Annotated in this window: 7 protein-coding genes; 2 read left to right on the top strand and 5 right to left on the bottom strand. The window is 68.1% G+C overall.

What is annotated here, in order from left to right; genetic code table 11:
• The first annotated feature begins 173 nt into the window (after positions 1-173).
• Positions 174-2,108 (top strand): hypothetical protein, encoded by a 1,935-nt coding sequence (locus tag ACGFIS_RS01890; protein ID WP_392969026.1) that lies wholly within the window; start codon positions 174-176, stop codon positions 2,106-2,108.
• A 230-nt stretch (positions 2,109-2,338) separates the two neighbouring features.
• Positions 2,339-3,292, top strand: a complete 954-nt coding sequence (locus ACGFIS_RS01885) for a hypothetical protein (protein WP_392969023.1) — start codon at positions 2,339-2,341, stop codon at positions 3,290-3,292.
• 7 nt (positions 3,293-3,299) lie between these two features.
• Here the strand turns inward: ACGFIS_RS01885 and ACGFIS_RS01880 are convergent, their stop codons facing one another.
• From ACGFIS_RS01880 to ACGFIS_RS01860, 5 genes are all read right to left on the bottom strand, one after another.
• Positions 3,300-5,876 carry an ATP-binding protein gene (locus tag ACGFIS_RS01880; protein WP_392969020.1) on the bottom strand — a complete coding sequence of 859 codons (2,577 nt, stop codon included), beginning with the start codon at positions 5,874-5,876 and terminating at the stop codon, positions 3,300-3,302.
• Positions 5,877-6,560: 684 nt separating this feature from the next.
• Complete coding sequence (locus ACGFIS_RS01875; RefSeq protein WP_392969017.1) at positions 6,561-6,995, bottom strand: hypothetical protein; 435 nt, start codon at positions 6,993-6,995, stop codon at positions 6,561-6,563.
• Between the two features lie 242 nt (positions 6,996-7,237).
• Complete coding sequence (locus ACGFIS_RS01870; protein ID WP_392906967.1) at positions 7,238-7,492, bottom strand: hypothetical protein; 255 nt, start codon at positions 7,490-7,492, stop codon at positions 7,238-7,240.
• Positions 7,493-7,582: 90 nt separating this feature from the next.
• Positions 7,583-8,323 carry a hypothetical protein gene (locus ACGFIS_RS01865; RefSeq protein ID WP_392906968.1) on the bottom strand — a complete coding sequence of 247 codons (741 nt, stop codon included), beginning with the start codon at positions 8,321-8,323 and terminating at the stop codon, positions 7,583-7,585.
• Between the two features lie 9 nt (positions 8,324-8,332).
• On the bottom strand, positions 8,333-15,307 hold the full coding sequence (locus ACGFIS_RS01860; RefSeq protein WP_392906969.1) for an RHS repeat-associated core domain-containing protein: 6,975 nt from the start codon (positions 15,305-15,307) through the stop codon (positions 8,333-8,335).
• Between the last annotated feature and the right edge of the window lie 19 nt (positions 15,308-15,326).

Below are 15,326 nucleotides of genomic sequence, written 5' to 3'. Positions count from 1 at the left end.
TTCGGTGCGACCTCCGACTGCGGTGTGCCAGATTGCCAACCACGCGTCTGAGAACGGCGTCACCCACTACTTTTGTCGGGAGCCCTGCGGATTTGCGGGGAAGCGAGGGCCGCCCGGTTCGGCGGCCCCGATCGCAAGCGTGGGCAAAGCGGCTATAAGGCGAGGTCTGAGCGATGCAGTGTCCGACGTGCGGGAATGACACGCCCGGGACGCTCGGCAAGTGTTCGCACTGCGAGGCCCCGATCGACGTGTACTCGGTCGGGCCCGCCGTCCCGCTGTCGGCCCCTGTCGCGGACGCCCCCGCGGCCGGCTCCGCCGACGCGCTCGGCGACCGGACGATGATGGTGCCGCCGCCCACGCCCTCCTGGGCCTCCACCGCGAGGCCGCCCGTGACGCCCGACTTCGGGATGCCGTCGCAGCCCTCGCAGCCCTCGCAGACGGCCCCCGAACCCCCGGCCGGCATGCCCCCGACTCCGTCGGCGCCATCGCCCGGGGCAGGGCAGGCGCCCGGAGCAGGACACCTGCCCGGGGCAGGGCAGGCGCCCGCGTCGACGCAGTTGCCGGGGGCGGGGCAGCCGCCGCTTCGGCTGTCCGCGGAGCCGCCCGAGCCGCCCGTGCACCAGTCCGCGGCCCCCTTCGAGACCGCGGCGTCCTTCGAGGCCTCGGCGCCCGTCCAGCCCGCGGCGCCCGTCCAGCCCGCGGCGCCCGTCCAGCCCGCGGCGCCCGTCCAGCCGTCGCCGTTCGGCCTGCCGTCCGAGCCGCTCGGCGGGCCGCAGGCCGCCATGCCGACACCGCAGTCGGGTACCCCGACGCCGCCCGCGTCGCCGCTTCCGCCCGCCGACCCCGAAGACACCGCCGCGTGGACGTTCAACCCCTATGAGGACGACGACGAGCCGGAGGCGTCCGCCCCGTCCGGCGGCTTCGGCGCTCCGCCGTCGCCCGGGTGGGGAGGCGGGCTTCCGGCGCTGCCCGCGAACGAGCAGCCCGCGCTGCCGGCCTCCGGCTCTTCGGAGCACATGCCGAACGCGTTCGGGCTGGAACCGCTGCCCGAACCCGCGGAGTCGATCGTCCCGGAGTCGTGGTTCGCGCAGCCGCGCAAGCCCGACGGCCCGGACGCCGAAGCGACCCAGATGTGGGGGCGGCAGCAGCCGGGCGCGGACGCCCAGCCGCCCACGATGCTCGACGCGGACGCGACGCAGATCGCCCCCGGCCAAGGGATGCACAGTCCCGGCATGCCCGGCGGCCAAGGCTCGCCCATGGGCTTCGGCGGCGACTTCGACCAGACGCGCATGGACCCGGGCCAAGGCATGGCCGCACCCCCGATGGGCCAGGGCCCCATGGCCCAGGGGCCGCCGATGGGCGGCCCGGCCGGTGGCCCGATGGGCGGCCCGATGGGCGGCCAGGGAATGCCCATGGGTCCGATGGGGCAGGGCGGGCCGGGCGACCCCGCGTACGGCGGCTACCCGCCGAACCAGGGCGGACGTCCCGGCGGCGGGACGAGCAAGCCGCTCATCGCAGCCGTCGCCGCCCTCGTCACGGTCGCGGTCGGCGCCGTGGTGTTCGTCGTGTGGCCGTCCGGCGGCGACTCGTCCGCCGGTGCCGACCCCACGACGTCGCCGTCCAACAAGCAGGTCGCGCAGAAGAACGAGATCCCGACCGAGACCAAGCAGCAGGCCCAGGTCGTGAACAAGGTCCTGGACGACAGCGTCGCCACCCGCCGCGTCCTCGCCGGCGCGCTCGGCCGGGCGGGCAAGTGCCAGACGCTGCCGCAGGCGATCCAGGGGTTCGAGAAGGTCGCCCGGCAGCGCCAGAACCAGCTGGCCCGCACCAAGAACCTCCAGGTCGACAAGCTCGCGAACGGCGAGCGCCTGCGCGGGTCGCTCGCTCAGGCGCTGACGGCGTCGCTGCAGGTCGACCAAATCCTGCTGCGGTGGGCGCAGCAGAACCAGGCCAACTGCCGGGGCAAGCCTCGCCCGGCCGCGGCGAAGGTTCCCGGACGCGCGGCCGGTGAGCGGCGTGCGACGACGGCCAAGCAGAAGTTCGTCGTCCTGTGGAACCCCGTCGCCAAGAAGACGGGCCAGCCGACGCGCAGTTGGAAGCGGGTCTGACGGCCCGGTCACGACCCGGTTGCGATCTTCGGCCGAGCCGGTCGGGCCGTGTGACGGCGCAGTATCTTGTCCCCGTTCGGGACGTCACGGGGTAGGGGGACCTCATGCGGTGTCCGGGCTGCGGAAACGACACCAACCCGGCGTTGCCCCAATGCACGCACTGCGACGCGCCCCTCGGCACCCCACCTGACGTCGCCCCGCCGGGCGTTGCCCCACCGGGCTTCGGCGCGATGGCCTCCGACCCACGCGGCGACGACGACGCGACCTCTCATGATCCGCCGGCGGGCGACGCGACGTCCCATGACCCGCCGGCGGGCGACGCGACGTCCCATGACCCGCCGGCCGGCGACGCGGCCAGCCGTGACCCGCTGGGCGGCGCGCCGCGCCCCGATGACCCGATGCCGCCGCCGTGGACCGTGTCGCCGCAGGAGCCCGCCCAGTGGGAATCCCCGCCACCCGGACCCCCGCCCGACCACACGACGCACATGCCTCCGTCGGGCGAGACGTTCACGCAGCTCTCCCCCGAACCGTGGGCCGACCCGGTCTCCCCGGAGCCGTGGGCCGAACCCGCGATCTGGCAGCCGCCCGCGCCACCGAAAAGGAGCACGGTCCCGTACTTCCTGGCCGCGGCGGGTGTCGTCCTGCTCCTCGGGGTGGCTCTCGGCATCGTGTTCTGGCCGAGCGGGTCGGAGACGCCCGCGCAGCCCGGTGGCGGCGTCCCGTCCGCGCAGGGGCAGGGCACCGGGCCCGCGACCGAGGAGTCCGGCGACGGCGGCGACAGCGACAGCGGCGACGTCGAAGCACAGGCCAAGGCGGTGGACGACCTCCTTGAGGACATGGGCACCACCCGTTCCGAACTCGGCGGCGTGGTCGTCGACGGCTGCCCCACCAACGGCCTGCGACGCATCTTGGAAATGCGCATGGGCCAACTGGAGAGGGCCCGCGAACTGGACGTCAGCGCGCTCGACAACGGCGTCCCGATGAAGGACGCGCTCGTCCGCGCGCTGGAGGCGTCGACCGAGTCGAACCAGCGCTACGTGGACATCGCGCCCGGCTGCCCGACCGAGGAAGAGGTCTCGGACGTCAACCAGCGTGCGAGCAACGCCAAGAGCGAGTTCATCGGCTACTGGGCTCCCGTCGCCGAACAGGCCGGCCTCCCGGCCCGCACCGAAAGCGACATCTGACGCGGCGTCACTCCGCGTCGCGGGACTGGCCGAGGAAAGGGAGCCCCTTTGAGGGGTCCTCGAACGGGGCGACGAAACGATCGAACCAGCTCAGGACGGGTTCCAACCACTGCGTGACGCGCATCGTCTCGGCGACGTGATCGACCTGCTCGTCCTCCTCGAAGCCGATCGCGACGAGCATGAGGTCCTGGTAGAAGCCCGCCTGGTCGTCGGCGCCGTAGAGGGCGGTGAGGGCGATGGGCCGGTTGCGTTCCAGTTCCATCGACAGCGGGTGGCGGCGCAGGGCGCGGAGGCGGTGGCCGAGCTTCGGGTCCGGCGGCTGTTTCAGGCCGGGGAGCTGGTAATCGAGGGGCGGCGCGGCGGCGTGCTTGTCGGGGACGCCCTCACCGTAGGGGAAGAGGCGGTCGAGTTCGTGCAGCCACCTGACCTGGGGGATGACCCAGTTCGGGCCGGGGGCGGTGCCCGGGGAGCCGCCGTCGAGGAGGCGTCCGGCGACGTCGGCGACGGCGGCGGTCAAATCGGACGGCGGGTAGGCGGTGCGCAGCGACCGTGAGCGCCGCGTCACCGACCTTTCCACGACGGTCGCCAGGGCGCATTCGCGCAGCCGAGGCGTGAGCCGCGACCAGGCACGGCGCAGCTCGGGCGGAACCGCCGGCATCGGGCGGTTCACGACATGGGAGAGGACCAGCGTGTCGGCCCACAGCCGGAGCCACGCCCAGTCGGTGTGACCGGCGATGAGATCGGCCTCGCGCAACTCGTAGAGGGTGCAGGCCCGCCCGGAACGGCACTCGCAGCCGCAGGCGGCCGAGCGGCGGCCGTCCACCGGCGGCGGTGGCCCCGGCAGCTCCGCCTCCCGGCCCTCCCCCAGCGGCACCCGCACCCGCAGCGGACGGTCCATGCCGTCCGCGAACACGGCCGCGACACCCGGGCGCAGCGACACGACCTCCCGGGACTGGTCGACGTCCAGGTTCATCGCCGCACCGACCTGGTGCCGGTCGTCGTAGGCGGGCAGCCGGTGCACGACCTTCAGCGCCGTGTTCTTGATGACGTCCGGGACGAGCTTCGTCGGGATCTGCTCCGCGACGATGATCCCCTCCCCGTACGCGCGGATCTCGGCGAGCATCCCGGCGAACAGCTCGACGGCGTGCGAACTGGTGCGCTCAGGCCCCCGGTTGCGCAGCAGCCGGTGCGCCTCCTCGATCACGATGACGTGCCGGAGCGCGGGCCCGTCGCCCCGGTCGCGGCGCCGCTCCCGCATCCGCAGATGCTCGACGATGCGGATGATGAGCGTCCCCATGAGGAATGCCTTGTCCTCGTCGTTCGCGACGTCCTCGATGGCGAGGACGATGTTGTCGCGGAGCATGCCGCCGATGTCGGCCGGGTGACCGCCCTCGAAGAACCGTCCCGCCGACCCGATGCGCAGCGAACGCAACCGCACGTCCACGAAACCCTGCACGTCGGCCATCAGCTCACGTCCGTAGCCGACGTCCGAGATGACTTGAAGCGCAGCGTTCTGCAACTGCTCCAACGTCGGAACGGCGGGCTCGATGAGCGAACCGGGAACACCCCCGCCCGTCACCACGTCCCACCCGTTGTTCTCGTAGACCCGCTGCAGGGCCTGCGCCATGATCTGCGGGAACGGCTCCTCAGCATCGAAAGCCGCCTGGAACAGCGCCCGCACCATGTCAATATGCGCCTGCACCGGGTAGCCGGGCTCGGGCGCAAGCGGATTCACCGACAGCGGCACCGACCCCGGATCGGACGGATTCACCACCGTCACCGGCCCACCGAGATCCCGGATACGCCCCGCCATCGCCGCGTACTCCGACTTCGCCGGCTCGATCGCCAGCCAAGGAATGCCCGCACGCGTCAACTGCTCCAGCAGATGCCGGACGGTCTGCGACTTGCCCGCCCCCGTCGCGCCCGTCACGAACACATGCCGGTTGATCGTCGAACGCGGCACGGTGAGCCGCCCCACCCGCCGGTCCTGCCCGTCCAGGATCGCGCCCAGCTCGATCTGCGCCTCGCCCTGCCCATCGGTCTCGGACGTGACGTCGAAGTACCCGGCGTCCAGCACCCGCAGCCCCGGAACCTCCCGCCGCGGCAACCCGGCCAGCGCCGCAAGCGCCCCAGCCGTCGCCACGAACGGAAACCGCTGCTCCGGCTCGGACATCCCGCGCACCGGGACAGGCGCCGCACCGGGGCTCAACATCTCCCCGAACGAGCCACTCCCCTGCCCCGACCGAAGCCGGTACGGGTGATGCCCCAGTTCCATCGACCCGACCAGCACCGGCGCGATCTGGCTCAACTCGTCCTGCGTGGCGGCCCCCGCCACCACCCGGACCTGCCACAGCCCCGCCTCGCGGAACGCGTCCAACTCGGCAAGCCGCTGATCCGCCCGAGCGACAGCAAGCCGCGCCTGCTCGTCCTCCCCCCGCCGCAGCATCCGCAACTCGTGATGCAGCTCCCGCATCTCCGAATCGATCAGCCGCTCGTCACCCGGCTCCGCGACGACGAACCACCCGAACGGCCGCTCCATCAACGTGACGAGCGTCGCCTCGAACAGCCCAGGCCCGCCGTCCACCCCCGCCCCCTGCGGCGCGAGCCGCCCGGGACACCGCGTCCACGCCATCCGTCCGGCCTGCCGCAACCACCCGTCCCCTACGGGAACCCCACGGGCACCACTCGGAAACAACAGCCCGTACGACTCCGCCCCAGGCTCCGGCGCCCCGATCGGCCCCGCATTAGTGATCAGCTCCAGCGGAGCCCCACCGCCCGCCGACAACCACCCGACAACGAACGGCCGCCCCAACCGCGCCGCCGACAACGCCGCAGGCAGCACACTGACAAAATCCCACTCAGCAGACGCGTCCCGCTGCGGCGCGGGGATGGCCAAAATCCGATACCAGGGCCCCGGCAGCACGAACTCCCCCACCTCACGGCGCCCCCGCGCCTCCGGCACACTCCGCGAGCCGCCCGCCTGCATCCCCGCAGGCGGCCCTCCCGGCGGCGGTGCTCCCGGAGGCAGCCCAGCCCCCCTCCGGTAGGGCGGCATCCCAGGCGACGGCGAACCAGGGGAAGAAGTCACCCCAGCATCCTGACGCCCCACCCCACCCCAAGCCAATGCCCCACCAGGAAGAGCACTCCACCGCGGCATGACCTACGACCGTTGACGATGATCGTCACCGCCACAAGCGCAACGGCCACCGGTCGTGGAATCACCACCACGGAAGCGCAAGCCCGGTTTCCGAGACGAACGCAGGCGGAACTATTGAAGTTCATACATATTTCCGGTGATCGTGGCGATGAGTCCGTTGTGATGCACGACCACCATGCGACCGGCGCGAGGCGAAATGATGACGACATCGCCCGCGGTTATCACGTCCTCAAATACCTCGGCATAGGAATGCACAAATTCCGAAAAGCCTGTGCCATGGACGAAAAATGGCCCGTAATTCGACTGGAAACTGTGCATCGTTGTTACGATCAGGATACCGGTCGAAACGGGCCGGCAGTAGTCGACCAGCCTCTCGGCGACATCTCGCGGATCGCGATCGTCGGTCGGGAACTCCGTCCAGGCCGCCGGTGAGAGCCCGACGATCTGATCGGGCTCGAACCCACCCGAGCCTGGATTGACCCCTTCCAGTACACGTTCGGCGAGCCTCCAGTTCGGATGGACGAACAAGTTCACCTTCACCCCCATTCCCCCATTCTTCTTGACCTTCGATGAAGGCCTTCTTGATGACCTTCCAGCCACTCTTGGGGCCCACCGATGGATCCTTGGGAACTCGCACCGTAACATGCGGGCCCTCATTCGTCGTGGGATGCCCGCGCGTCTCCCATTCGATCTTCACGGTCGTACCATCTGGCCGTTCGCCTTGCCACCACCCGGGCTTGATCTCTCTCAGGTTGTCAAGGTCACCACCGGCGGCTTCCATGGCTATTTCAAATGAGACCCAAGGACTCCGGGAGGTCGAGTGCGGTCGTCCTTCGCTCGGGCAGAGTCTCCTCCTCAGCGCAGGCCAGGAGCAGATCAGCCAAATGTCGGCGGTCTGCACTGGGCATCTCTTGCAGGAGAGCCGCTACCGGTTCCAGAAGGTCGGTAGCCACATCCGGGTCGATATCATCGTCGTCGGTCAGATCGATGGCGATGGCGATCTCCATGAAAGCCTTCACCAAGGTGCGTTCCACGTTACCCATCTTGCCTCACCTATACTGTAGCCACGGGATTTCCTTGCCGTCATCACCGGCTACGCGCGAATTGGCCAGATTCCCATGTGAGATGCGCGCTCAGTCGAGCAAGTTCAGTTTGGCTGCAGTCCAGCCGACAGAATGAGGGGAATTCCAGGCCGGCTTCCTACCCTGCTCTGCAAGGAAGCGGCCTTCGTTAAGAATTTCCTCTGCGAATGCGAGATTCCGTGCACGATCGAGAATAGACCGTGCCTGGCCTGGAAGGTCCTTCGAGACCGCATACTCCATGAGATCGGAGGCCGAATCAAGAATCATTTCGTCCCAGACGCTGTCCGCCAGCGATCCCGGCTCCGCCGTGGCTTGAAACCACGGCAGGGCGATCCTTCGGACATGATCGGCCAGCACGGACAGTCGGGCTGGGCGCTCATCGTACACAGTCAGGTTTACCTGATATTCTTCAAGCTGATCGCAAAAATCAATATAACTGCTTGCACAGACGAGATCATCCATGCCACCCGGGCGTTCTAGGGTGAAGTCGGGATGGCGGCGACGCCACAGCAGGAGATCCCTTTCTCTTACCTCGAGCGCCTCAATCCAGATCTGAATATCCTTGTCCGGTCTGTTTCTATAGGATGAACTCAGGGCGATCGACTCCTGCCTCCCGTCCGCCTTGCGCTCAAGACATTTCTTTGACTGGATCCAGGTGAACCCTTCTGGGAGCGCCGTGGCTGCGATCCAACTGGCGGCGGCCCGCATGACGTCTTTGGACTTATAAGCCCGAACAAGATCGCCGTCCGCGCTGCCGTATCCGAGTGCGTGCCGTCCACCGTCTTCACTCATGATTCCACTCTAGTGGCCGCTACCACAGGCCGGGCAAGTCCAGAGATCGATGTGCACATCCATCCTGATGGTCATTCCCTTTGTCAACCCGAAACGCTTCAGCTTATGGGTATCCAGGACGACTCCACTGCCATTCAGTTCCGGGTATCCCAGTTCCTGATTTGGACTGATGACCGAACCCCTTCCGGTCTTGGCGTCGACTGCGATCCAGTTTCCACTGCCATCCCTTGCAACAAAGTCAGCACGGAAGGGCTTTCCTTTGCTGTTCTTGAATTGAACCTCCTTCACAATGTGCCGGTACCCGTTATCGCGCAGCCACGTCCGGGTAGCACTCTCGCCCAGTTTTGAATGCGGGTTACCACTGACAGCACAGTTGTCGTTGTGGACGAGGATCGGCGTGGCGTCCGCCAGCACATGATAGGTGTGGAGGTTGGCGATGGTGAGGTTGTGGACGCGTTGGTGGTGGGCGGTGCGGTGTTCGGTGGCGGTGACCTGGACGTAGGTGCCGGCGCTGGTGCGGAGCCACATGCCGGGCATCAGGTCGGCAGCCTCGACCCAGGCGTTGATGTCGCCGACGACCCAGAAGGGGTGGTTGGCGGTGGTGATGACCACCCCGTTCTGTGCGGCCCGATAGAGCTGACTTGAGGCGCTTTGCTGCGGCTCGTCACCGGTCACACGGAGCCTGCGGGGAGCGTCGGAGTTGATCGTGATCTGGACGAGGTGCTTGTCGCCCTTGGTGGTGATGGTACCGAGCACGGACTGGGAACTGGTTTCACCAGTATCCGGATCGGTGGCCAAGACCTTGTCACCGACCTTGACGTCTTCGATGGGTTTGCGGCTCCCGTCGGCCATGACGACGAACGTTTCTGGGACGAAACTGCTACAGGATCCCAGGTTGGTCGGTCGGCCTGGCTGACCACCTGTCGTCCAGCGGCCGCCTCTGATGCCGGTGATGCCCCCGTCCTTACCGAAGCCGCCGTTCATCGGGAAGCTGCGCATTCCTGCTCCGAAGAACTCCAGCCCGGACATACGGTCACATCTGAATCCGCCGATTTTGCAGAGCAGTTTGGCGAAGTTGCCGAGTCTCCCCAGGTCCCCTGGGAAACAGGCACTGCCGTCAGTGGCACAGGTCGGCATGATTTGCGGGTCCAGCGGCCCCAGAGTGCCTGCGTACTTCATGTACACGTGCTGCATCATCTTCTGCAGGGCGGCTGTGTAGGCAATGGAATTGGGGGCGTGGACCGTAGTGTCGCCCCAGCGCGCATGGACTGGCCGATCCAGCGATGCCAGGAAACCTGCGGGCGGGTTGCCGCAGTCGTGACCGCAGCCGCCGGTCATCAGTGGCTTCTTGTGGCCGACAGGGACGTAACCTTTACCACAGATATCTGGTGGGCACAGGCCGTCGGGGTCGGCGTGCGTGACGGGGCTGTTGTTGGCGTAGGTATACCCGTTCATCTGCTGGGGGTCGGCCTGGTCCATGACCGGGTCGACGGAGACGAAGCGTCCGGTGTCGGGGTCGTATTCGCGGGCGCCGAGGTGGGTGAGGCCGGTGGGGTCTTGGGTGCCGCCGACGAAACCCTTGTCATTCGGCCATGTCGCGTCCTCGTCCATGCCGCGGATGGAGCCGAAGGGGGTGAAGCGGCGGACGGTGACCTGCTGGGTCGACGCATTGATGGCAATCTGGTCCGTGCCCTGATGATCACCGGTGAGGTGGGTGACAGTGCCGTCAGAAGTACGCATCGCGATTGTCTGGCCGGCGAAAGTGTAGTAGCGAATCCCGGTCGCAGTGGAGGCACCGTTGAAGGCGCGCAGTTCGGTACCGGGGAGGTACAGAGTCGAACCGGACGGGTCCCGGCGAATCAGGCGGTTGCCGTCAGCGTCGTAGATGAACGTAGCGTCATTGCCGTTTTCGGTGACCTTGGTCAGCTCGCCCGCAGCGCCCCACTCCAAAGTCTGGCCGACGGCCGGGCCGGAGCCGATGGCACGGGTGGTGACGTTGCCGGTGGCGTCGTAGGTGTAGGTGTCGGTGCGCTGACCGGCGGGCCCGCTCTGGGTGACCTGGTTGAGGCGGTTGCCCTGTCCGGGGGTGGCGTAGGTGTAGGTACGGACGGTGTCGGCGACAGCGCCGATTCCGTGCCGGGTTTCGCCGGTGCGATTGCCGGCCTTGTCGTAGGTAAAGGTCTGCCAGTAGGGCGCGGGACCACCGATCAGCGCATCAGTGGGTTCGGTGGCGCAGGCGTCGGTGGTCCCTTGCGTCCAAGCCTCGGTGAGGCGCTGCAGGTGGTCGTAGGTGAAGCACTGGTTGTCGATGCCGTCACGGGAGGTGTCGGTGATGGAGGTGATGGTGCCGTCGTCGGTGTAGTGGTAAGTGGCGTTGCGGTCGTTGCCGTTAATGCCCTCGCGGAGCGTTTTGGCGGTGTCGAGACGTTGGGTGCCGTACTGGTAGGTGAAGGTCTGCCAGGCGCGGGTCCCGCCTGTGCCGAGTTCCAGGATGGTGGGTTTACCGGTGGGGGTGTAGACGGTGTCGTTGACGTAGGTGGCTTTGTTGCTGGTCAGCCGGATGGGCCGCATCCAGGCGTCGTAGCTGTTGACGGTGCTTTCAACGGGCAGTCCGCCAGCCGCGGGCAGGCCGTTGCCCTGCACGGTGCCATCGAGGTTGTAGCTGGTGGTGAACAGGTAGGTTCCGGCGAGCGGGCCCTGTTGTGCGGGGATGGTGATATTGGTGGCCTCGACGCGCCCCAGGTCGTCGTAGCCGAGGACTCGCTTGGTGTAGGCGGCGCCGTCATGGTGGCGGGTGGCGGTGGCGAGTTTGCCCTTGCCGTCGGTGACGGTGTCGTAGGTGAACGAGGTCAGCAGCGGCCCGCCGGCGGCGCCGTCGTGGGTGGCGGTCTTGCGCCCGATGCCGTCGTAGGTGGTGAAGATCTGCTTGCCGCGGGCGTCGGTGGTGGAGACCATGCGGTCGAGGTCGTCGTAGGTGAAGGTGGTGGTGCCCTTGTCGGGGTCGGTGGTGCGGGTCTTGCGGCCTCGTAGGTCGTAGGTGGTGGTGAAGGTGTTGCCGGACGGGTCGGTGACCGAGGCGATCTCGCCGGCGGGGGTGTAGGTGTAGGTGGTGGCGTCGTAGGCGCCGGTGGGGGTGTCGGCGTGGTACTGGCGGCGTTCGATCACCTGCCCGCGGGCGTTGGTGATTTCGGCGGTGGGGGTGCCGCCGTCGGGTGGGGTGACCGAGACGCGGTTGCCGCCGCCGTAGGTGTAGGTGGTGCGCCACAGTTCCTGCTCGGGCTGCGACCCGTTGCCCTGGGTGAGCTTCTCGACAATCTTGCGGCCCAGCCCGTCATACTCGGCGCGGGTCTGGGTCTCGATGTTGCCGGGGGTGCCGACACCGAACAGGGTGGTTTCGGGGGCGCCGGTGGCGGTGTAGGGGGCATAAGTCTTGATGGGCTGGCCGCGGTCGTCGTAGAAGGTGTCGCTGATCAGCCGGCCGTCCGGACCGGGGGCTTGGGTCTGGCGGGACCGCAGCCACCCGTCCAGCAACTCGATCTTCGCCACCCGCTGCCCACCCGTGGCGGTCAGCGTTTTGGTGGTGACCGCGACGATCTGTCCCTCGGTCACCCGGTAGGCGAACTCGCGGTTGGGGTTCTGGCCATTGACCTTGGACCGGTTGGGCAGCCACACCTTCCGTAGCCGGCCCAGCCCGTCGTACACCAGATCGGTGTGGTTGCCGTTGGCGTCGGTGGTACGGGTCGGCTGCTCCCACGCCGGATCCAGTACCTGGGTGGTGGTCAGCGCCGTGGCCCCATCACCAGGCGTGGCCGGAGGGGTGGTGGTTTGTGTCTGGGTGGTCAGGCCCTGGGTGTCGGTGTAGGCAGTCGTGGTGGCCTGCCCCAGTACGTCCTTCGCCTGCGTGACCCGTCCGTACGAGTCGTAGGTGGTGGTGGCCTGTGTCACGTACTGCGGGGTGCCACCGTTGTACCCGGAGACCTTCTCGACCTTGGTGATGTTGCCCTTGGACGGACCGTCACCGAAGCCGCCATTGTCGTAGTACGTACGCGCGTCCGAGACGACTTGCGCAGGACGGTCGGGGGTGACGGTGCAGGCGGCCGAGACGGTCTCCACCCGGGATGGGAAAGACACCATCCATGCGCCGGTGTTGTCGGCGTAACTGGTCCGGGTGCATCTGTCGTCGGTGGCGGTGGCGAGGTCGCCCAGGTCACTGATGGACGTGACGCGGCCGACACCCGCGCCGGAGCCGGCGTAGTCGGTTTGGGTCTTGGTCTCGGTCCAGCCGCCGCCGTCCTTGGCCGTCCACGTGTGGGACGAGTCGGTGTGGACGGCGTTTGCGGTAGTGGTGCCCCATGAACGGGTGCGGGAGGCGGTTTGCACCCGCCACGGGGTGTTGACCGTCTTGACGTGGATACTCCCGCCCGGTTCGGTGTACTGGACGGTTTTGAGGGTGAAACCGGCGAACGCGTCGTGGTCGGTGTGGGTGCCGCCCTCACCGTCGGGGACGGTGACGCTCTTGGTGCCGCCGGACTCGTTCTGGCGGTCGCCGTGCATGCCGCGCAGGTAGTAGGTGTCGGCCTGGGTGGCCGGGTCGGCGGGGTCGCCGGTGACGGTGCGGACGTGGCCGTAGCCGCGCCACTGCGACCAAGTCTTGTTCTTCTCCTTGGTCAGCCCGTCATCGTCGTCGAAATGCCAGGCCGCATCCCCCAGGTATTGGTAGGTGGTGGCCATGTCGGGGGCCAGGCCGGTGCGGTCGGTCTGGATGACGGAGGTGACCACGTATTTGTGGAACCAGTCGGTGATCGGATCCTCGCGGCCCGGCGGCGTCCAGATCACCGGCATGCAGCGGGTGGTGTTGGTCTCCGGGGTCGGCAGATTCGCCAGGGTGCAGTCGGTGTTGGAGTAGGCGATGTCGATCTGCCCGCCGGACTCGTCGTAGATCGCGCCGAGCCGGTACCGGATGTAGGGCAGGATGTCGTCGCCGGTCTTGTCCAGCCGGTTCGGCAGCTGCACGTGGTTGAACGTCACCTTCGGCAACGTCACCGCCCCGCCGCCGTCGGTGGCGGCGTGCCCAGTGTGGACGATCTCCTCCAGCAGCAGATCCCGCTCGACATCGGCCAAACCCCACTCGTGATCCATCGACCACGAATCCACCGGCCGATAGGCCGAGCCGTCCGGCTGGAGGATCTGGGTGGTGACCTTGGTCAGCCGTTTACGGGACCAGAACGTGGGCGCGATGGTGCCGTGGGTGTCCTTGCATTCCTGGCCGGAGTTGCAGTTCAGGTCCCAGGGAACGTCCCACCATTTGTCGGGGTTGGCGCCGATCTTGGACGGAGCGCAGTCGAAGGACGCGTCCGGGATGCAGCGCTCGGAGGTGGTGAAGGTGACCTGCGCCGGCGGCTTGGCGAACAACGCGTCCGCGCGCAGCCCGTAGGAGATCGTCTTCAGATACCCGCCACGCACATACGGGGTCTCGTCCTCCGGCTTGAGGTTGCGGCCGTAGTGGTTGGTCTCCTGGCCGTAGGTGTAGTTGATGGCGTTGCCATTGGGGTCGACGACGTAGTCCAGGTTCCAGCGGTAGGCCTGCTGGCACCACGAGCTCGCGAACGACGAGGCGTGGCAGGGTTCACCGGAGTCGTCGCCGAACACCGGGGCCGTCCAGGCCGAGTTGGTCTCCGGTTTGCCCGACGTCCAGCCGGGGAGGCGGTTGAGGCCGAAGAAGTACTGGGTGCCGTCGGTGGTGGTGACCTTCCAGTACTCGCCGTTGTCGTCACCGTTGTGGTTCGACGAACTGGTGAGCTTCTCGTACTTGGTGCCGTCGTCGCCCTTGGCCCGCCACGTCCCGTCGGACGCCTTGATCAGCTCTCCGCCCTTGCCGTTCCAGGTGACCGTGGCGTTGTCGTACCCCCAGCACTGGTCACCCGGCGAGTTGCCCCACTCGTCCTTGGGGGCGCCGTCGTCCTCACATGACTTGTAGCGCCGCTCGATGTAGCCGGGCCACAGATCAAAACCTTCACCGACCCAGGACGGCTGCCCATTGGTGTTGGCCGTCCGGCCGTCCACACTGGCAGACGAATAGGACAACTCGACCTTCGGGGCCAGTTCGCCGGGGACGGGTGGGACCCGCATCGGGTACGACCAGGTGAAGTCACCGGAGTTGCCGCCGGCCTTCCACGTCGCCGACGCCTTCAACGAGGTGGCCTTGTAGTCGCCCTGCGAACTATCGGAGGCGGCGGTGGCGACCAGCAGCGTCGCGTTCTGCCCCGCTGCGGCCACCGCAGGCGAACCAGACGCCGCCGCGGGGGCGGCCTGGATCTCGGCGGTCAACGTCTTGGCCGCCGCATCATTGCTGACCGTCACTGGCTCACCGGTCCGGCATTCCGGCTTGGCCGGTGTGGTCAGCGCGCAGGGCGGCAACTGCGTCAGCCGCAGCCGCGCACCATAAGCACCACCGAACGCCTGCGCAAACTTGGCATAGTCCAGCCGTACCTTCACCCGGCCCGGCGCCGCGGTGTCGGTGCGGGCCACGGTGAACGCCAGCCCGTCCACTCCGGCCGCGCGGCTGGCCCGCTGGTCCAGCACCTGGACACGGACCCGGCCCGCCGCCGGCACTGCTCGGGCCGAACGCGGCTGTTTGCCGGGCGGCAACACCCGTACTGGCAGTCCGCCCGCACGCACCGCCTTCTTGCCGGACGGCACCTGCACCTCAGCGGTCCCCGCATCCGGCCAATCCGCCTTCGCCGCAGGGCCCTGCTCGGCGGCCGGGTCGGCCTTGCGCGGCCGGACCTTCAAATCACGCCCCGCAACCGGGTCCTCGTGGTCGGCGACCTGCGGGCGCGTGGAGTTGGGCGGATCGGCCAACGCCGCCGGAGCCGACAGCAACCCGGCCGGCATCACGAGTGCGGTCGCGGCCGCGGCCACCGTCACCGCGCGGCCCGATCCCAGCACCAGCCTCTTGCGGCCTGCGTTCACAACATCCTCCATCGCCACCACCCCAGCGGGG

The organism is Spirillospora sp. NPDC048824 (genome assembly GCF_043198455.1).
Taxonomy (GTDB): domain Bacteria; phylum Actinomycetota; class Actinomycetes; order Streptosporangiales; family Streptosporangiaceae; genus Spirillospora.
The sequence above is the reverse complement of the archived record's forward strand: the minus strand, read 5'-3'. Positions and strand labels throughout refer to the sequence as shown.

Bases quoted from the DNA above. Each gene is read 5' to 3' on its own strand.
- ACGFIS_RS01870 (WP_392906967.1), bottom strand. From the start codon at position 7,492: ATGGGTAACGTGGAACGCACCTTGGTGAAGGCTTTCATGGAGATCGCC.
- ACGFIS_RS01885 (WP_392969023.1), top strand. From the start codon at position 2,339: ATGGCCTCCGACCCACGCGGCGACGACGACGCGACCTCTCATGATCCG.
- ACGFIS_RS01865 (WP_392906968.1), bottom strand. From the start codon at position 8,323: ATGAGTGAAGACGGTGGACGGCACGCACTCGGATACGGCAGCGCGGAC.
- ACGFIS_RS01875 (WP_392969017.1), bottom strand. From the start codon at position 6,995: ATGGGGGTGAAGGTGAACTTGTTCGTCCATCCGAACTGGAGGCTCGCC.
- ACGFIS_RS01860 (WP_392906969.1), bottom strand. From the start codon at position 15,307: ATGGAGGATGTTGTGAACGCAGGCCGCAAGAGGCTGGTGCTGGGATCG.
- ACGFIS_RS01890 (WP_392969026.1), top strand. From the start codon at position 174: ATGCAGTGTCCGACGTGCGGGAATGACACGCCCGGGACGCTCGGCAAG.